At 34.9% G+C, this 20,909-nt stretch carries 16 protein-coding genes; 11 read left to right on the top strand and 5 right to left on the bottom strand.

Annotation, left to right across the window (positions count from 1 at the left end; translation table 11 throughout):
* Positions 1–16: 16 nt before the first annotated feature.
* The 4 genes from HND39_03230 to HND39_03215 all read right to left on the bottom strand — a co-directional run bounded on the left by HND39_03230 (position 17) and on the right by HND39_03215 (position 5,536).
* The gene (locus tag HND39_03230) at positions 17–598 is read right to left on the bottom strand and encodes a T9SS type A sorting domain-containing protein (protein QKJ97863.1); all 582 of its coding nucleotides are present in this window, start codon (positions 596–598) and stop codon (positions 17–19) included.
* A 975-nt stretch (positions 599–1,573) separates the two neighbouring features.
* On the bottom strand, positions 1,574–1,996 hold the full coding sequence (locus HND39_03225) for a hypothetical protein (protein QKJ95364.1): 423 nt from the start codon (positions 1,994–1,996) through the stop codon (positions 1,574–1,576).
* A 303-nt stretch (positions 1,997–2,299) separates the two neighbouring features.
* On the bottom strand, positions 2,300–3,433 hold the full coding sequence (locus HND39_03220; protein QKJ95363.1) for a BamA/TamA family outer membrane protein: 1,134 nt from the start codon (positions 3,431–3,433) through the stop codon (positions 2,300–2,302).
* Positions 3,434–3,622: 189 nt separating this feature from the next.
* Positions 3,623–5,536 (bottom strand): T9SS type A sorting domain-containing protein, encoded by a 1,914-nt coding sequence (locus tag HND39_03215; GenBank protein QKJ95362.1) that lies wholly within the window; start codon positions 5,534–5,536, stop codon positions 3,623–3,625.
* A gap of 385 nt (positions 5,537–5,921) precedes the next feature.
* On the opposite strand from HND39_03215, the gene HND39_03210 reads away from it, so the two are divergent.
* The 9 genes from HND39_03210 (at position 5,922) to HND39_03170 (ending at position 16,882) form a co-directional block, all read left to right on the top strand.
* Positions 5,922–8,987: an N-6 DNA methylase gene (locus HND39_03210; GenBank protein QKJ95361.1), complete on the top strand. Its 3,066-nt coding sequence runs from the start codon at positions 5,922–5,924 to the stop codon at positions 8,985–8,987.
* A complete protein-coding gene (locus HND39_03205) occupies positions 8,984–9,607 on the top strand; it encodes a hypothetical protein (protein ID QKJ95360.1) in 624 nt (207 codons plus the stop codon). Before HND39_03210 ends, HND39_03205 begins: the two co-directional genes overlap by 4 nt.
* A gap of 96 nt (positions 9,608–9,703) precedes the next feature.
* Positions 9,704–10,042 (top strand): hypothetical protein, encoded by a 339-nt coding sequence (locus HND39_03200; GenBank protein QKJ95359.1) that lies wholly within the window; start codon positions 9,704–9,706, stop codon positions 10,040–10,042.
* 78 nt (positions 10,043–10,120) lie between these two features.
* Entirely contained in the window at positions 10,121–10,837 is a 717-nt protein-coding gene (locus HND39_03195) for a hypothetical protein (protein ID QKJ95358.1), read from the top strand.
* Between the two features lie 98 nt (positions 10,838–10,935).
* The gene (locus HND39_03190; protein QKJ95357.1) at positions 10,936–11,991 is read left to right on the top strand and encodes a DUF2235 domain-containing protein; all 1,056 of its coding nucleotides are present in this window, start codon (positions 10,936–10,938) and stop codon (positions 11,989–11,991) included.
* Positions 11,992–12,027: 36 nt separating this feature from the next.
* Positions 12,028–14,268, top strand: a complete 2,241-nt coding sequence (locus HND39_03185; protein QKJ95356.1) for a neutral/alkaline ceramidase — start codon at positions 12,028–12,030, stop codon at positions 14,266–14,268.
* 36 nt (positions 14,269–14,304) lie between these two features.
* A complete protein-coding gene (locus tag HND39_03180) occupies positions 14,305–15,015 on the top strand; it encodes a hypothetical protein (GenBank protein ID QKJ95355.1) in 711 nt (236 codons plus the stop codon).
* Positions 15,005–15,931 (top strand): hypothetical protein, encoded by a 927-nt coding sequence (locus tag HND39_03175; protein ID QKJ95354.1) that lies wholly within the window; start codon positions 15,005–15,007, stop codon positions 15,929–15,931. Before HND39_03180 ends, HND39_03175 begins: the two co-directional genes overlap by 11 nt.
* Positions 15,932–15,958: 27 nt before the next feature.
* Positions 15,959–16,882: a hypothetical protein gene (locus tag HND39_03170; protein ID QKJ95353.1), complete on the top strand. Its 924-nt coding sequence runs from the start codon at positions 15,959–15,961 to the stop codon at positions 16,880–16,882.
* A 10-nt stretch (positions 16,883–16,892) separates the two neighbouring features.
* Here HND39_03170 and HND39_03165 read toward each other — a convergent pair whose 3' ends face one another.
* Positions 16,893–17,519: a cysteine hydrolase gene (locus HND39_03165; protein ID QKJ95352.1), complete on the bottom strand. Its 627-nt coding sequence runs from the start codon at positions 17,517–17,519 to the stop codon at positions 16,893–16,895.
* A gap of 132 nt (positions 17,520–17,651) precedes the next feature.
* Between HND39_03165 and HND39_03160 the strand changes: the two genes are divergently transcribed.
* Together HND39_03160 and HND39_03155 are read left to right on the top strand one after the other, a co-directional pair.
* Positions 17,652–19,202: a nicotinate phosphoribosyltransferase gene (locus HND39_03160; protein QKJ95351.1), complete on the top strand. Its 1,551-nt coding sequence runs from the start codon at positions 17,652–17,654 to the stop codon at positions 19,200–19,202.
* A 303-nt stretch (positions 19,203–19,505) separates the two neighbouring features.
* The gene (locus tag HND39_03155; GenBank protein QKJ95350.1) at positions 19,506–20,906 is read left to right on the top strand and encodes a GHKL domain-containing protein; all 1,401 of its coding nucleotides are present in this window, start codon (positions 19,506–19,508) and stop codon (positions 20,904–20,906) included.
* Positions 20,907–20,909: the final 3 nt, after the last annotated feature.

Genomic DNA, 20,909 nt, shown 5'->3' with positions numbered 1-20,909 from the left:
AGAGTATGTTCGATTATTATTTAAGTAGAATCATCTTCTTAGTTTCAACTATTCCTTGTCCTGAATTTATTTCAGGACCTCTGGTTCTTAACTGATAGAAATAAACTCCGCTCGGTAAGGTTGAAGCATTGAATTCAACTTCATAACTTCCTGCAAGTTTGTAGTCATCAACAAGCGTGGCAACTTCATTACCAAGTACGTCATAAATTTTTAAAGTTACATCACTGCTTACTGGTAACTGATAACTGATCACCGTATTCGGATTAAACGGGTTGGGGTAGTTTTGATGAAGAATCAAATCAATTGGGAAAATTACTTGTGCTTCTTCAATGTTTGTAATAAGATCAACCTCATTCGCAAACCAAAAAAGTAATCCTGCAGTTGCACGAATAGCATAAGGGAAAGTTTTATCCCGAATGTTCTCCAAATTTGTATTACTCCAGGGTCCGTTCCAGGAAGTTGGTTCACCATAGTTTGAAATGTTTAAGGAATTAAGAAAAACTAATTCCTGTGGTTTGGAGTTTCCAAATAAATTATTGTTTCCGTTTCCAATTTCATCAGGGCCATTGCTACCGAAATGATCAGATTGCTGCTGCATTGTATAAATCAGATAATGTAGTGGATCATTATCAGTTGTATATGGGTTTATAAAATTTCCTGCATTAGTATAATTCCATTGTAAGTAAGGCTGGCTTGATCCACCCATCCAGTTTTCATAGCTATCTGCAAGGAGACCATGTTCATCTCTGTGCGTATGTGCAGGAACACTTTGATCTGCTAAAAGATGACACATTCTTCCAAGAACTTCCCAAGCAATTCTATCTCTGATGTTATTTGTCACGATGATTTCTGGTGCTTCTTCAGGATTAATGAACTGAAGTGTGGTAAGATCAAACACAAAAAATTCTCCATTCTGATCTGATAGCAAATTCATTTCACGGTATTTGTAGAATTCGGTTATTGAAAAATATTTTAAAGGTATTCCGAATCTTGCCGGAGGCGTGACCACGTCTGGAATAATAACAAGCTGATGTCCATTCATCTTATTAACACACCATATAGAATCAGGAAACCATAAGACCCAGTCACCATTTGAATATCTCAATAATTTATCATAAGCATTTTCGTATGGACCAATATTAACGGAAGGGTAGGGTGGAAATGGCAATACAATTGGAAAAAGATTTTTATTAAGATCACCATCGTCAGCATCCCAGAAGTGAGTTATACTTACTAATGCAATGTTTACTCCCTGAACAAAAAAGAAATCATAATTAAATATTGGATCTTCCTGATCTTCACGCCAGGCACCTGTACTGATAAAAGGTCTTTGCCAGGCATAATCACCATAAAACTCCGGGCCAATTCCGCCGATGTGATTATTCATTTCAGGAATGATGCTGCCCCATTGATTAACTAAAAGCTGATAAGCTTCAGTAACTATGTACTGATGGACTTGCTGAGTGTGCGGAAAAGCAAGGACGGTTGTCAACAATATGTAGAATGAAATTATTATACTGATTTTCATTTTATCACCTGCATCTCTTCTAATAGATGTAGCATTGTAATTTTGTTACAAAGAGTTACCACTTGATTCACCTGGACCTTTTATATCTAATTGCATGTCAAAGCCTAAAACAAATGCATGTCCAAGTACACCAATCAAAATTCCCGTTGTAAGAAGTATGGTCATACCGGTATCGGTTCTTTCAATCTCATTACTTTTGATATTCTCTTCTGGAATTTTAATATTAGTTTTAAGCGTTGTTTGTCGGTCAATTTTTGTCGATAGAGTAGCAAACAGAGTATCATTAGCAAAATGATAATCATCACCCATTAATTTGTAAGTAGTATCGGATGTCGATACCTGGATATCTGAATGTTCATCAAAATCATAAGCGACTGGTGTCATCTGCTCTTGATAATAACAGCCGAGCAGGTTCACCATTGAAATGATAAGAGTGATTTCAATAATTTTTTTCATAACTGATTTCATTTTGGTTCAATTATATACTATTGACCGTTACAAATTGTCATAAAATTGTCAGTCATTTGTAAAAAACCGTGAACGGCAATTAATTCAATCGTAACCAGCCTCCAACAAAAAAATCAATTGGTTGACATAAACACAGAACTCATCATTAAGAACTGCATCCAGGTCTAAGGAGAGCAGAACATTGAGAGGAGAGCAGGTAAAGATTTGTTCAATCAAAACCTTTCCTTAGAGAATAGATGTATATCGGATAAAATAGTCCATTTAAAAGCATTTGTCAAGAGGTGAGTAACAGTTTGCAAAAAATTAATAAATATGTCCGAAGTTCAGGTAAAAGCCGATATCGCCATTATAATAACCAACATCTGCTCTTACAATAAAATTATCCATAAAGAATCTGAGACCTGCAACAGGATTAACTATCCACTTAATTGTGTTCTCAGGATACAAATCTTTATTCGAACCATAACCGATATCCAGTCCGGCAATTGCACCGAAACGCCACCAGATCTTGTATCTTAATTCATTATTAAAAAGTAATAGAGATTTAAATCTGAATTTATCCATTGGGACACCGCGTAGAGTATTGCCGCCTCCAACAGGTATTGCTAAAAATTCTGATGAGCCGGCTTCAGGGATTGAAATTTGTTCCATTGCTCTGCTGGCAAGTATCAAATTCTCAAAAAATATTTCTGTGAAGTACCGAACTACAAATGCTTGTCTGAAAAAAGAACTGTTGTCATCAAGTATATCAGGAGCGTATTCAAGTTCGATTTCGAGAACGAGACCAGTTGAAGGATTGATGAAGCTATTTCGTGTATCCCATTTGCCATTAATATTAATAGAGATAAACTTAACAGACGGATCGTCCAGAAGTTTATTGTCAACTTTATCCGGAGTAGTTAGATTCTCATCTCTCCTAATATCATAAATATTTAATGAACTAAATTTAAAAGCCAGAAGACCTGTCAGATCGGATTGAAATGCATGGTTTAAAATTATTTTTGACTCTAAATATTCACTTGCTGCCAGATCATTAAATTCAACAGCCGGATTCAAAAAGTCCGATGATTGATTATCCCAACCATAATAGTACAACCTGTAATTTTTCCATTTATCGTATTCGAGGGTAATATCTAGTGCAAACGGGAATTTAGTTCCTTGCCGGTTTTCAAAATCAGGAGTTGAGAAAACGAATTTGTACCATTGTTCACCTTTAGTACTGTTGAAAAGAATAATGTCAAAACTTTCCTGAGTATTAAATTGATTGTAGAAAAATGCTTTTGCACCGTAACCAAATCCAGCATCGGTATCGTAGCTGATTATTGGGAACAATTCAATACCTGCTCGTTCAGTAGTATCAGTTTGTGCTGAGGATTGTGAACTAAAACTTATGATCAGCAGCAAAATAAATTCTGCTGGCTTATAATTGTTATTCATCGCAATTAGAAGTCTTAAATAATTTATTATTTTAATTTACAGTTATTTTTTAAGTTCACAATTCTGAGTATTAAACAAAGAATTAAAAGCCTCCCCCTTGTGAGAGGCTTTGTTGATTTACTATTTGAGTAAGCTCCACGCGATGCGGGATTTCTGCCCTATCTGCCAACAGGCATGTTAAGCGACTAGTCACTTAAGCATCAACATTTTTTTTGTCTCAATAAAGTTTTCTGCTTTCAGTTGATAAAAGTAAACACCACTTGAAAGACCTTGCCTACCGGCAGGCAGGTTCTGACCTTCGTCAGAATGACCACTGAACTCTACTTCATAACTTCCTGCGGGTTTGTATTCATTCACTAATGTGACAACTTCATTACCAAGCACATCGTAAACTATTAGTGATACAAAACCGCTTACCGGTAACTGATAACCGATTACAGTTGAAGGATTGAATGGGTTGGGATAGTTCTGTTCAAGTCTGAATTGACCTGGTGTTTCACCTTCATCAATCTCTTTTATATCAGCTACAATATTTCCTCTGGTGATAGGAGAGATTGTCTGTTGTGAAATAATATATTCAGTAAGAACCTGGAACTCAGAATCATTAACATAAAGTGAAGAATCAATAATGTTTATTGTTGGAATCATTTGTGTCAATGCCATTAATAAAAATTCATTTGAGGTTATATAATATTCCTGCTGAAGATCAATTGGAATCCCGCCGACTTCAACGTATTCAATTCTAGAAAAAGATGGTCTGGCAAGGTTATAGTAGTATTTCATTCCCGAAACCTGTGGAAGTAATTCATCGTTGAATTCAGCCATTGAAAGACCAAGTTCTAATCCTGCAATCAGATCAGCGCCTGTGAGTTTAAATTTTACAATTCTGAATCCGAGTCCATTAACTTCATTAAAACCATAGCCAACAACTCTGAATGCATCAGCACCAACAAGCGGTCCCTGATAAATTGGCTGTGCGGTTGAACCGCCAACAGTAATTCCTATTTCAGTTCCTGTTTTCCAGCGATATGCATCTGTAACAAAATTTCCGATTGGAGTATCGTGTGGTCCATTCTCTCCAAGATTAGTGGCAACCTCTTCAAAGAAATCAGTTGCTGTTCCGATTTGTTGGGAATAAACAGGCCCCCAGGTATTTTCAATTTCAGCAATCAGTCCATCAATAGTTGCTTTAACAGTAGGCTCTTCAGGAATTGTTTCATCAAGATTAATCAATGAGTAATCAATCAATTCCATTCCGGATTGAGAAACGGCTATTTTCATTTTGCCAATACATTTATAAAATGCATCAGCCTGAACTATGTAGGTTGTTCCACCAAGTGGATCTGTAATTTCAACAGGCTGATCAGTTCTTAAATGGTCGTGAGCACTGATAATAATATTTATTCCGGGAATGTTGGCTGCCAAATCCTGATCATAAAAAATTCCAAGATGTGAAAGACAAATTATTAAATCACAGCCAAGCGAGTTCAAAGTATCAATCATTACAAGCGCAGTTCCTGCAATATCATCACTAACTTTTGCTGAATCAGGCTGGGAGAAAAGATTTGTTTCAGGAGTTAACAGACTGAACATTCCGACTTTCACATTACCAACTTGTTTTGTAATAAATGGAAAGATATAGTCTTTTAAAGGCTGAACTGTCGGATCATCCAAATTCACGTTTGATGAGATTAATGGAAATCCATATCCTGGTGGAAATGAATTTCTTAAAGCAGTATCAAGATATGCAGGCGTCAAATCAAACTCGTGATTGCCAACAGCCATTGCATCAAAGCCAAGTGAAGCCATTAACTGAAACTCTGCAACACCAAGAAATTTGTTGAAGAAAAAATCTCCGATGAAAACATCACCGCCGTGAAGTGTAAGAACATTTTGTTCAGTCATTTTAGTCATACCAATTACAGTTGCTGCACGACTAATCCCACCTTGAGTTCCTTCAAGATTTGCATCTCTTGGTCCGATTGCCTCAAGAGTTGAATGTGAATCGTTGACGTGAAGAATTGTTATTGTGTCCATTTGAGCGAGTATAATTGTTGAAAAGATTGTTATTAAAAAAAAGCAGTAAAAAAAAGACTTGAACATTTTGAACCTCCATATTTTGTGGTGAATAATTATTCTTAGCTCAAATTACTTTGAGTTATAAATTCTTAAGAAAAACTACAATGTCAAGAACAGCTGATTGTCAATAAATTGTCATGATGTTGTAAAATCAGTGTAAAGACTAAAAGACCAATACAAATAAAAATTCGACTTATAGTCTGCTTTGGAAGAGTAGTCTGGTGTGTTATCTCTGTAATTTAATCAGCAACTATACTCTGTAAATCTTGCTCTCTCAGAGTAGAGAAAAATTACCTGCTAATAAAATGCAAGAATTATTCAGAAAAGCAAATTGAATCTTTTTTCGGAGCTTCAAATAACATTCTAATTATTTTTCTATTTTTGGAAAAACATTTTGGTATTTCAATCAATGACCTTCGAAAACGCGCTCAAATCGGTTATTCAACTAGTCTATGACTTTAAAGACAACGAAAATCATTACCTCAACCCTCCTTATTCTGAAGCTGATGTCAGAATTGATTTTATTAATAAATTTTTTATAGCTCTTGGTTGGGATGTAAGACACGATATTCAGAAGAATCCATACGAACAGGAAGTAAGAGTTGAAAAACCAGTTCAGATTGCAAAAGCACAGAAACGTGCTGACTATTCTTTCTCCATTTCACCGAATTTCCGAACGGTTAAATTTTTTGTTGAAGCTAAAAAACCATCTCACGGTTTAGAGAATAAAGATTTTTATTTCCAGACTGCTCGTTATGGATGGAATGCATCAACACCTCTTGCTGTACTAACAGACTTCGAAGAATTTCATATCATCGATTGCAGGTTCAGACCAAATATTGACGATGCATTAAACTATAAACTGAAAAAATTTCATTACACAGATTATGCAAACGAAGAAAAGTTTTCAGAAATTTATTGGTTGTTCTCCCGCGAAGCAGTTGCAAACAACTCAATTGAAAAGTATTCTGATGAACTTCCGAAACCACGCGGCAAAAAAGCTAAAGGATTAAAAGCTGTTACCCAGACAATTGATGATTCTTTTCTTGAAGAGCTTGATGAAATAAGAAACGATCTTGCAAAATCTTTTAAGAAAAATAACACACATCTTTCAAGTGAAGAACTTACTGAAGCAACACAAAGAACTATTGACCGTCTGGTATTTATTAAATTCCTTGAAGATAAACTGATCGAACCAAACCACTATGTAAGCGAGTTTGGCAGACGCAGAAAAGCGTGGGAAGATTTTATTACTGCTTCGCGCACTCTCGATGCAAAGTATAACGGTGTGGTTTTTAAGAAAAGCAAAATTGACAGCAGAAATATTATTGAGCCTGACGATAAAACTTTCTCTGCAATTTGTGAAGAACTCTCTCACGAAAATACTCCATATAACTTTGATGCAATTCCTATTCACATACTTGGTTCTATCTATGAAAGGTTTCTCGGTAAGGTTGTTAATGCAACCGATAAAAGAGTAACGATAGAAGAAAAACCCGAAGTAAGAAAAGCAGGCGGAGTTTATTACACGCCGCAGTATATTGTTAATTACATTGTTGATAACACAGTCGGAAAACTCATTGATGGGAAAACCCCAAAAGAAATTGCGAAGATGCGTTTTGCAGATATTGCCTGCGGAAGCGGTTCTTTTCTTATTACTGTGTTTGAGCGATTGCTCGATTATCACAAACTGTGGTATATAAATAATCCCGAACAGGCAAAGAGGGACGGCTGTATTCTGGTTGAAGGAACTTACCGACTTTCACTGAAGCAGAAAACAAAAATACTTTTGAACAACGTTTACGGCGTTGATATTGACCAGCAGGCGGTTGAAGTAACACAGCTTTCCCTTTACTTAAAGCTGCTTGAAGATGAAACCACCGCAACTGCAAACGATAGCTGGGTAATGTTTAAAGAACAGCTACTGCCGGATTTGAACAAGAACATTGTCTGTGGTAACTCGCTTATCGGAACCGATATACTCACGCAGCAAACTTCCCTCCCTTTGGGAGGGACCGAGGGAGGGTTAGATGAACTCAAACTCAAACCAATGGATTTTGAAACTGTCTTTCCTGAAGTAATGCGTAACGGAGGTTTCGATTGTATAGTTGGCAATCCGCCTTATGTAAGGATTCAAGTATTAACGGAATTCTCTCCTGAAACTGTCAAATATTTGGCTGAAAAATATCAAAGTGCTTTTAAAGGAAGTTATGATATTTATGTTACTTTTATTGAAAGAGGATTGACCCTCATAAGTGAAAATGGGTTCGTTGGAATGATTTTACCAAATAAATTTTTCAATTCAGAATATGGCAGACCAATTAGGGAAATTATTAATCGAGATAAAAGATTAGTAGAGATTATAAATTTTGGTGCGAATCAAGTTTTTAAGGGCGCGACAACATATACATGTATTCTTACACTTTCGGGTTCATCAAGATCTTCAATGTCATATTTGAAGATTATTAATTTGGATGAGTTTGAAAATGAATCAGCAACAAAAAAATACCAGATAAAGAACATTAAAGAATATCCAGAGAATTGGAATTTCGTTGTTGGGGAAAATTTGAAGGTGTTTGAAAAAATTAAAGCAGATAAACAGGAGTTAGGCGTACTTGCAGATATTTTCGTTGGATTACAAACAAGTGCTGATAGTGTATTTATTTTAAATAAAATCAAAGAGTTTTCAGAGAGTATTATTTTATTCTCTAAAGAACTCAACGAGGAAATAGAAATTGAAAAAAGCCTATTATATCCTTTGTTGAGTGGAACAGATGTAAAAAGATATAGTGCGCCTAACGATAGGCAATACTTATTATTCCCATATCAAGTAAGCAATGAGGTTGCATCATTATATGATTTTAATTTGTTGAAGCAGCAATTCCCTAAGGCTGCAGAATATCTACAGAGAAATAAAAGGGTTTTAGAAAATAGAGAAAGAGGTAAGTTTAATGATTCACAGTGGTATAGATTTGGTAGAAATCAAAATTTAGGAATTCAGAATAGAGTTAAGCTATGCATTCCCAGATTAGTTCAAAGGATACAAGTTGTTTTTGACTCAAAAGGAAAATACTTTTTAGATAATGTAGATGTCGGAGGATTAGTATTTAAACCTCAATTCATGCATTTTGATTTGAGAATTCTATTGGTCTTACTCAATAGTAAACTACTCAGTTGGTATTTCTCTTTTATTAGTGCACCTTTCCGAGGCGATTGGAGATCTGCAAATAGGCAATTTCTTAGTAAAATACCAATTGTACCCATTCAGGATTTTACAGAAGACCAAATGAAAATTATTTTAAATTTATCCGATCAAATGCTCACCACAAAAAAGCAACTCCAGCAAGCAAAAACAGAAAGCGACAAAACCTACCTTCAGCGTAAATGCGAAACACTCGATAAGCAGATAGACGAGCTTGTCTATCAGCTTTACGGATTAACGGAAGAGGAAATAAAAATTGTGGAGGGGAGTTGAAAGCGAGAATTAAACTAATAGTTGGCTATCCAGGCAAATTACTTAAATGGGTCGTTAAGGAAGCGAGATTTCATAACCTTTCTATTATAGTAATTGTAATAACTTTATTATACTTTCTTCAAATTATAAAATGGGAGACTCAAAAGATATCAGCAGAACTATTAGTTTCAGGTCTAGCAATAATCATTTGGAATCTGATAATTGACGCAAAAAGGTTTTCCAAGCATAATCCCCGCACTCCTTTAAATGTGATTAAAAAATTTCCAAAATTAATTCCGAAAACTCTTCGTGTTTATGTCAGTAGCGCAATTTCTGTTGAAACTGCGGGAAAGATTTATGCAAAACAATCAGTTCCAATTGGTTGGTCGCTTGAAGAAAAGGTAAACTTTCTAATTAGACAAAAAGAGAAAATGGAAGATGAGCTAATAAAACTTGAAGGTAAGTTAGATAGCAAGTTGTCTGAAGTAAGCAATTCTATTAATCAATTGGATAAAAAAATTGATAATAAAGAAGATATTATAAATTCAATTATTTCAGATATAACAATCGGGAACTATGATTTAAGAGTATTAAGTGTTGTACTGATGATCTGTGGTACTTTAATGCAAGTATTGATTTAATGTATAAAAAGCAAAATGTAAATAAATTAAAGATTGTTGAAGGTAAAGTAAGATAATCCAATTGATAAACTACATAAACGAAACTGGAGAATTTAAATGAATTATTTTTATTCTGCTGTACTTATTAGTGTAATATTTTTAGTTGCGTGTTCAACCTCTCAAGAACTAACTTATCGCCCTGTAGATTCAAAAGATCTCTGGAATATTAGAATTGAAAGAGGGAGTGTTTCGGGTCAATTTGAAGTTTATATTGATGATGAAATTGTGTTTGAAGAAACACCGGATATGTTTAATGATCGTATTGACGAAAAAACAACCTATAAAAATTATCCTCTTAGATTACTTGTAAATAAGGAAACTGATTTTTGGGGTGGAGAAGAATATAATCTCCAACTTTTTATTAATAATGAGCTCGTAACTCAAATGAAGTATTAAATATTTCACTCTTTCAAACCCGACAACAAATTATTAACGATTATAAAAGAAACAGTTTCAAACGAGGAGAAAACAGTTATGGATAATTTTAAAGATTCTCGAGGAGGAATTATTAACATTATTACAAAAGTTTTGTTGCCTTTAGGTTTTTTTCTAATAACCGTAATAAGTTTTTGGACATCTGCAACAGCAGTGCCTACTTGGGCTTATTGGACAATAGTGATTTATCTTGCAGTTTCCTTACTAATCATTTTAGTACTTCTCGCAAAAAATATTATTCCTAATACAATCATCTGGTTTAGTAGAAGAAAATTTGCTATGAATAAGCGCTCAGAACTTCAAGAACTCTCAAACGAACTTAATGAACTATTAGGTTTTGACAGGTCAAATACGATTCCATACTTTATATCACATCTATCTTCAAAACTTTCTAATGAAGTTAATGTGTTAAATATGTTAAATAAAGACGTAGAACAATTCAAAATTTTGCAATCATGGGCTTGGTCATTATCTGATAACCTTAAATCTGATAATCACAAATTTTTTTTACGGGATGCTACTCAATTTTCAAGATTAGTATCTTGGCTTTGCTGGGCTTGCTTATGGGCTCGTCAATTTATCTACAATAGTGGTGTTCACGAAAAGGTAAATAAGGATGCTGTGTCGGAATGGAATGTTGCTGCACAAAAGATTTCAGATTTTACTGCTCGTGTAGAACGTATAATGAAATCCATCAATAATAATTACAAAACAGGTGTTTGCTTAACCTCTTTTCAAGACGTTAAACAACTTTGAGATAATCGAAACCGACAAAGATTATTTCATATTTTTTCCTATATTCATAAAGCGAAAGTGTCTTTGTATTTTTGACATAACAAACTAAGGAGAGCTTGATGCCCAAAAATATCATCGTTCTTTCTGACGGAACAGGTCAGGAAGGAGGAGAGGGGAACAATACCAACGTTTACAAACTGTTCAATTTGCTGGAAGACAGAACAGATAATCAAATTACTTTCTACGATAGGGGACTCGGAACAGGTTTTAGAAAAATCACCGGCAATATTAGTGGAATGGGAATTTCCCAGAATATTTATGAATGTTATCAATTTATTTTTGATAACTATAAAGCTCAGGATAATATTTTTCTTTTTGGTTTCAGTCGCGGTGCAACAACTGTTCGAAGCTTGTCTGCATTCATTCATCTTTTTGGGATTCTCCCTAAATCAAGACCGGAATTAATTAAAAAAGCTTACAAGATTTATAAAATTGAGGATAGTGTTGAACGAAAAAAAACAGCAGACGATTTTGTTGCAAAACATCATAACCAGTGGACAAAAATAAAATTTCTTGGTGTCTGGGATACTGTTGATGCTCTTGGCTTGCCGATTAAAAGTTTAAGTACGCTTGTCGATTGGTTTCCTTTCTTCAGACATAAATATCACAACCTGACATTAAGTGAAAGTGTTGAACACGCACGACAAGCTCTCGCAATTGATGATGAACGTTTAACATTCCATCCGAAAATCTGGGATAAAGAAATAAAATCTTACCAAACAATGAAACAAGTTTGGTTCAGTGGAATGCATACTGATGTAGGCGGAGGTTATAAAGAACAGGATTTATCTGATATTCCATTAATCTGGATGATTGAAGAAGCAAAACAGCACGGACTAAAAATTTATCCCAAGCACAAAGTTAAAACTCACCCTGATGCAAATGGATTTATGCACGATTCAAGAAAAGGATTTCCCGGTTTCCTTTTCAGAAAAGCAACCAGAACATGGAATCCACAAACTCATCAGAAACCAGTTATTCATCAAAGTGCAATTCTGAGAAAGTTAAATAAAGAGAACACAGAAATTCCACCGTATAATCCATGGATTTTCAATCTTGAACCTGAAGTTGAACCCTGGTCAGACAGTCAACGTAATCTTGAACATATAATCTGAAAAAAATAATTTGAATTTTTAATTTGGGAGAGAATAATGCCAAATGATTTTTTATTAGGTACAGGAATTTATGATGTAACCGGTCCTGCAGCCGAACTTGGAATGATGGGAATGGCAAGCATCGGACAAAAAACGGAAGGAATTCATTCCAGACTTTTTGCAAGAGCATTCATTGTTTGTGATCAAAACTCGAACAAACGTGTTGTGATATTATCAGCTGATATCTGGTCCTGCACACAAGCAGTTAAAATGGAAGTTGTTAAAAGATTGAAGACAATTTATGGAAATGATCTCTATACAATCGAAAATGTTTTGTTAAGCGGAACGCACACGCATTCAGGTCCGGGTGGTTATTCACATTATGCACTTTTTAATTTATCAATTCTTGGATTTGATAAACAAAATTTTGAATGTATTGTAAATGGAATGGTTCAGGCGATTAAAAAAGCTCATGAAAATTTAGCGCCGGGAAAAATATTCTTTAGTAACGGGGATGTTGAAGATTGTGGATACAATCGTTCACGAACCGCTTTTGAAAACAATCTTGAATGGAAGGAAAATCACGATATATCAAATACAGATAAGGAAATGCTTCTGCTAAAATTTGTTAAGAATAATGGAAGGGAAATTGGCTGTATTAATTGGTTTGCTATTCATCCAACAAATCGTGGAAATAAAAACAAACTTATTACCGGTGATAACAAGGGTTACGCTTCTTATCTTTTTGAAAAAGAAAGAAGAACAAACATTCACGATAAAGAAACTTTCATTGCAGCATTTGCTAATTCAAATTGCGGCGATGTTTCAGGAAATGTAAAATATGGAGTACCGGATCTTGTTCATGATTTTGCGCGTATGAAAGAGTTTGGCGAAAAACAATTCGACAAAGCAAAAGAACTTTACAATTCAGCAAACAAAGAGATAACCGGAGAAATAGATTACAGACATACTCACGTAGATTTTTCAAAAGTTCAAATTGAAGGAACCAATAATAAAACCTATCCTGCTGCACTTGGTGCGTCAATGTTTGCAGGAAGCACTGAAGACAGCAAATCAGAATTCGGAATTGTCGAAGGAATTGCGGCTACAACCACAGGTGATTATCCAACCGGACAAAAAAATATTATTCTCGAAGCAATAAATCTTTTATCAGGTTTACTTACAGGTTTCAAAGTACCGGGAATTTTAGAAGATGAAATGAAAAAAGGACATTTTCCGAAACCAATAGTTTTTGCGCAAGGTTTGGCTGAACCCTATCCATTATCTCCTGAAGTTTTACCTTTACAAATACTTCGCATTGGAAATTTAGTTTTGCTCGGAACTTCTTTTGAATTAACAACAATGTCCGGAAGAAGATTACGAAAATCAGTTCTTGAAATACTGAAAAATTCCGGAATTGATAATGTTGTTTTAGCTACTTATGCAAATACTTATTCCGGTTATGTTACAACTAAAGAAGAGTATGATACTCAGCAATATGAAGGCGCTTCAACTCACTTTGGTCCTCATACTTTGATGGCGTTGCAGCAGGAATTTGGAAAACTTGCAACTGCATTAAAAAATGGAAAAAATATTTCGGGCGGACCAACTCCGAGAGATTTATCTTCAGAACAAACAACTCTTCAAACAGGAGTTGTTACAGATACACAACCGATGCCGTGGATTCCATTCGGAAGTACGCAGACTGATGCTGACTCATCTTACAAACCCGGATCAACAGTGAAAGTTATTTTCTGGGGTGCTCATCCAAAAAATAATTTAAGAACTCAATCCACATTTCTGGAAGTTCAGAAAAAGGACGGTGAGAACTGGGTAACTATTTATAATGATAATGATGTCTGCACAATCTATGAGTGGAAGAGAGATTTTATTGCTAATTCAAAAATTACAATCACCTGGAATATCCCGGCAGATATTAAATCCGGTGAATACAGGATTTGTCATTTCGGCGATTCTCGTGACGGTGCAGGAAAGATCAAATCTTATACAGGAATTTCAAGTACATTCAAAATTGGTGATACTTCAACAGTTAATGAAATTAGATTTAAAAATTCATTTGGCAAACAAGTTGAATTGTGGTTTTATCATCCGAACGATTGGCTCAAATGGAGTGCTTATGCAAAACAAATATTAAAGAAAGATGAAAACTTTATCTGGAAAATTCCTTCGGGCTGGGGAAAAGTTCAGGTTAGGTTTACTGGTCCCGGAAAATGGAAAACAGTTTCAGGTGGCGATTCAGTAAACATAAAAGCGAATAGTGAAATTGAAATTGTTTGAAAATTAATTTAATTATTTTTTTACTGGAGAAACAAGATGAGGAAATTCCATTTACTTTTTATTTCAATATTTCTGCTTATTCAAATTGGTTGTTCGCATTATCCGGCATTGCAGGAACCGGATTTTGAAATGTTCAATCAAACTGTACACTCAGTTTCACTTCAGGATAGTTTGTCGAATGGAAAACTCACATCAGGTATGCCTTACTTTGTTGTCAATCAGTTATTTAAAAATTATTCTGAAGGAATGATGGAAGTAAAAATTCCGGTTGCAAGTCTCGGAAGTAAGCAAAGACTAATGGAAGAAGAAGGTTGGAGCAGAAATTATGTCGATCCGAATATCGGAATTTTTCTGGATAAATATCAAACATCCGGTGGTGAACTTTATGTTTGGTATCAAAGACCAAATTTTTATGCGATGGATATTTCTCAACGGGATACCCTTTGCGTTTTCTATAATGATTCAGTTTATTGTTCAGTGATTAATTATCTGAACAAGTCAACTGTATTAACGGTGAGAGATTCGCTTCCTCAAATACCAACAGATACAAGTTTGTTTGCTGAAATCCGCTACAATGATCATCCATGGAGAGAAGTATTATACTGGTATAATATAGAAATCCTCAGCAATGCGAAGTCATTTAAGCTTGGTGATACAAATTATGAGTTGTATCCAATTGAACTTTTAGAATTTAATAATGATCCCGTTACATCATTTAACTGGAGAGAAGTAAACAATGAAGATTAAAAAAGATTTTATCAAAGGGAACAAAAAAATAAAAATCATTTCTAATGATGGAAGTCCATACCCAATTCCGGAAAGCTGGCAGCCAGTTCTGAGTAAATGTGATATGCTCGTGATAATTCCTGATATGCATATGTATATCTATAATTCCCATCTGGATAATTTTAAATATGGGGCTGAGGCAATGATCAAGTTCTTAAATCATCTGAGTACTCTAAAAGAAGAAATGGAACTTGAAGATCAGACATTAAGAATTTATCAGCTTGGTGATTTGTATGAACAAAGATTTCCCGGTTTGCACGGACCAAATGCAACTGCTGTTGAGATCAGAATGTCTCATTCAAGTTATGATCAGATAGTTAACTCAATGAACATATTGCGGACTCACTTCCTTTATGGCAATCATGATTTTGAACTTCGTCATTTTCCCGGTTTCCGTTTTGCTGCACTTGAAGGTAAAGTTTATATTGAGCATGGATTTACTCCTGACAGTTGGAAAGATTTTTCAAATCCGAATGCAGCACTTTGGGAAGCAGGTCAATTCGTGTTCTTGACAATCAGGGAAATAAATGATTTTTTTGCAAACTTATTGGTAGCTGCTAATGTTATTCAGAAAGATGAATTTTATTCGTGGGGTGTTCCATCAGGCAAAGATCCTGTTTATGATTATCCATCCGAAAAAGATTACATAAAAGATTATGGTCACTGCTTGAAATATTATTCTGAAAGAATGAAAAAAAATTCTGAAATGAAAGACGCAAAAATTACTGTCATCGGGCATACTCATCATCCATACATTAATACTAATGTGAATAATGGCAAACATATTTTTATAGATTCAGGTGCATGGACTTCAGGTCGTTCCGATTTTGTTGTAATTACAAATGAAGAGTTGGCTATTTGCTGTTACAAGCGATAAAAAAAATCATAATGGAGGTAATTAAATATGGAATTTCAATTAACCGATAAAATTCTTCGAAGGATTTGTGAGGTCAACCAGTTTGAAGTTAGAAAAAAAGAAATGATCTTCTTTGGTTTGCGTGGTGCTTTACCTGTGGATGTTGAAGATTACAATTTCAAAAAAAGTCATCAACTTGTTCTTGTTGATATTAATTATTTAAATCCACGATGCACACTTGGTCAGTGGCTTCCGGAAGATGAGAAGGTCGCGATCTTTCCGGGAAGTACTGTACCGCATCGTGATTATGTAAGCAAATCAGTTATTAAAAGTGGACAAGGTGCAAATCAATTGATGACAGGATATTATTCCGATTATAGAAAAGGAGTTCATAAAGCCGGAAGCCCAACAGGTCACGACGCATTTCGTCAGGTAAGTTCTCATCCAATTCAAAGGACAAGCGATGATATTGATTTTGATAATGATGACAGGGTTGAATATGAAAATCCGAATGACAATATTCATTCCGGCTGGTGTATGGGAATTAATTCCACAAACTATGCAAGTGCAGGCTGCCAGGTTTTAGTTGGATATCCGCAATGTCAAAAACGTGGTTCACAAACAGCAACCGGTGCATGGAAAATTTTCAAGAAAAATGCATACGACATTTCACAAAAAAGTTTTGGTTATATTTTACTCGATGGACGTGAAGCATTTAGAGTTATATCCGCAGGCACTGAAAAAGTTTCTGCCAGGTTACGCTTTGGTTCTCAAGGCGATCTTGTAAAAAAATTACAGAAAGCATTACAGAACAAATCTTTTTACGAAGGAAATCTAGACGGTGATTTCGGAGAACGAACACTTCGCGCTGTTCTTAATTTTCAGACTTCATCATTTGGACCAAATGCAGATGATGGAATAGTCGGTCCACAAACTGCTTCAGCACTTAAAATGACATGGTCTGAACTGTAATTATTTTTTTTCAGATTGTAAAAGTTATGTCGTTACAATTTTGAACAATTTTTCCTGAGTATAAAGTTGATACTTGACGTAAGGTCATCACATGATCAAATTCGGTAAGTGAAGAAATTCCATCAGCCGGAATTACTAAATTATACCATCTCAATCCTGCAGAAGCTGCTGTATGCGCAACACAGATGTTACTAACAGTTCCGGTTATCACAAGATTCTTAATATTCCATATATGACTCAGATAATGTTCAAGCGGAGTTTCGTAAAAACCGTCATATCTGTTTTTTTCTATGATCAGATCATGATCAGCTGGTTTCAACTCATTAATAATTTGCCAGCCGGATGAACCTTTTTTACAATGCCTGGGCCAGATTTCCCATTCTTTATCGCCATCAAGATGTGTGTCCTGTGTGTAAACAACTTTAACATTTTGTTTTCTTGCTTCTGATAAAAGATTATGGATATTACCTATCGTCTCCTTTGCTGCCGGTACGAAAAGGCTCCCATCTTCACGTACAAAATCATTCTGCATATCTACAATTATTAATGCAGTACTATCGGAATCCAGTGATACTTTATTTTCAAACTTCAACTCCGGAACAGCCACACTCTGTAGTGGTAAAAATTTGTAAATCATAAATTTCTCCAAATAGATTTCAATTTTAATAACTTGAAGTAGAATGAAGTTTATTCATGACAAATTCAAATTAAATTATTATTTTCATTCTACCTATAACATAATATATGTGATTAAAATAAAAGAAAGATAATGTTAAAAAAATTCAATCAGACAGTTACAGAAGGATTCCTGTTTATAGATCACTATGAATTGGTGATGACACAATTATACTTCAAACTTGGTATTCACGAACAATCCGTTCAGTTTGAACATTTTTTCAGAAAATATCCCGATTACGGATCTCATAAAGCAGGTTATTGTGTAAGTGCGGGGCTTGAATGGTTTGTTGACTGGCTGGAAAATACTCACGTCACTGAACTAGATATTCAATATTTGAAAGAATGTAAATCCACAGGAAATAAAAGACTTTTTGAAGATGATTTTTTAAAATGGCTGATGATAAACGGAAACCTTCTTCAAATAAATCTTAAATCAATTCCTGAAGGAAGAGTAATTCATCCAAATGTTCCTATTACGATAGTCACCGGCTCATTGGCAATTGCACAACTTCTCGAAACTTCGCTGCTGAATCAAATTAATTATCAAATACTAATTGCTACGAAAGCATCAAGGATAAAAGAAATTGTAAAAGGACAACCCATACTTGAATTCGGTGCGAGGAGAGCTCAAGATCGTGGTGCAAATGCTGGAACAAGAGCAGCATTAATTGGTGGTGCTGATTTTACATCAAATGTTGGTATCTCAAATTTACTTGGTCTGCCCGCTAAAGGAACTCACGCACACAGCATGGTTCAAATGTTTCTCGCGCTGGGAAAAACCGAACTGGATGCATTTGAATCTTTTGCAGAATTATATCCTGACGATTGTGTTTTATTAGTTGATACGATTGATACGTTGAACAGTGGTTTACCGAATGCAATAAAAGTTTTTGAAAAACTTAAACGACTCGGTCACAAACCCGCGGGTATCAGGTTGGATTCTGGTGATCTGGCATATCTGACAATTAAATGTGCTGTTGAATTGGATAAAGCCGGGTTCCCTGAAACTAAAATTATTTTATCAAATGAACTTGATGAATTAAGAATCTGGCAGATACTTTCACAGATTAAGAAAGAATCGCAATCGTACGGATTAGATCCGGATAAAATCATTAGAAGGCTGATATTTGGAGTAGGAACAAATCTGATTACATCATCGGGTGATTCTGCTTTGAGTGGTGTTTATAAAATCGCTGCTGTAAAAAATAATGGAGAATGGTTTCCAACACTGAAGATATCCGAGACTGCAAAGAAAATGACACTGCCGGGAGAAAAACAAGTTTGGAGAATAATTGAAAAATCTGGTAAGGCTACTGCAGATTTGATTTGTTCAGAGGATGAAAAACCACACTTGTACGAAAATCTGACTTTGATTAATGCATTGGATGATAAAGAACGGAGGGAAATTTCACAAAAAGATATTTTGAAACTTGATCCGTTATTGATTGAAATAATTAATGACGGAAAAATAAATAATGATTTCCCAACACTGCAGGAAATCAGGACTTTGAGGGAAAAAGATTTGAGTCTTCTGGATTTTGGAGTTAAGAGATTGATCAATCCACATTACTACCAGGTTTCAATTTCAAAAAATATCTGGGAAATGAAGCAAAAACTTTTAAAGCAAATGAACAATAGCTGAATTTCGGAAAAATCACTATTACTAATTAATGATAAATAAAATATTTCGGCTGCAATTCAATACATTCCAATACAATCAAAGAGTTACACCGGACTTCTGTTTTTAATTGACTATTGTTGACCTTTAAATATTATCGGATTTTTAAATAATTATTTTTTTGGGATTAGTTGAATATATCTCTTGACTTGTAATCAATTTTATAACAATCTTCCTGCGGTCAATTAATTGTTATTACCTGAACAACTAACTATTGTTTCTCGCCTTAGATAAGTTACTCCTAAAAAATTAATACTGCCGAATAATTTGAAACAAATTACTATTGAAGAATTAAAAAAAGTTATTGCCCTGAAAGATCTTCCCGAGGAACATCTTCGTTGGATAACTGATCATTCGGAACCGATTGAATATGAAGATGGTGATATAATTGCAAAAACAGGTGATCCTGCTGAATGGATGTACATTCTCATTGAAGGAAAGGTTGATTTTTATCTGAATGTAAACGGACGATTAGTTTATTATTATCATTTTACTAATGATGAAGTAACAGGTGGAGTTTCCGGATTGTTACCTTATTCAAGAATGAAAGTCTCTCCGGGAAATTCAATATCGGTTGGAAAGATTCGTGGAATAAAGATACACAAAAAATATTTTCAGGAACTTGAACGACTCAACCCTGAGTTTATTCAACGGCTTATTGGTTATATGACCGAACGGGCGAGGTTTTTTGCATCTACACAAATGCAGCAGGAAAAAGTAAGCGCATTAGGAAACCTTGCAGCAGGCATCGCTCACGAATTGAATAATCCAGCATCTGCAATCAACAGGATTTCCTTTGATCTGACGAACAGATTGTTTCTGAATATTGAATTAACCGAAAAAATGATCAAACAAAAGATTGACGCTGATCATATTAATTATTTGAGAATGAAAATTGAAGAAAAATCAAGCATGCCAAGGAATAAACTCAGTGCTGTTCAGAGAATAAATAAGGAAGATGAACTGATGCAATGGCTTCAGGAGAAAAGCTTTCCGGCTGACCAGCAAGTAGTCGATACATTCACGGAGTCTGGCTTCTCTTCCGAGGATCTCGAAAACTTTTCCAATAATATTCCGAAAGAAGAATTAATTCAGATTTTGTTGTGGATAGAAAATTTACTTAGCTCTAAAAGAATCATTAAAGATCTGGCTGAAGCTTCAGCACGTATTTCGAATCTGGTTGGAGCGATAAAAAGTCATGTTCATATGGACAGAACAAATGAAAAACAACCGACTGATCTTCATCAGGATATTGAAAACACTCTGACGCTTCTTGGCTATAAACTTCGTGAAAAAAATATTTTAGTTAACAAATCTTTTTGCAGTGATATTGCTCCGCTTCCGGCATACGTTGGTGAACTAAACCAGGTATGGACTAATATTATTGATAATGCAATTTACGCTATGGATAAAGGCGGTGAGCTTACTGTTGAAACTAAGTGTGATCAAAAAAATGTGTACGTAAACATTATTGATAATGGTGCTGGAATTCCTGCAGAATTAATTTCAAGAATTTTTGATCCGTTCTTTACAACAAAGAAAGTTGGAGAGGGAACTGGATTAGGTCTTGATATAGTTCAGAGAATAATCAAAAGACATAATGGTGAGATAAAGGTTCGTTCATATCCCGGTAAAACAGAATTTCATATATGTCTTCCACTTTCCTAACGA

This window comes from Ignavibacteriota bacterium, from assembly GCA_013285405.1.
Lineage (GTDB): Bacteria > Bacteroidota > Ignavibacteria > Ignavibacteriales > Ignavibacteriaceae > IGN2.
This window is presented reverse-complemented; position numbering and strand designations above follow the sequence as displayed.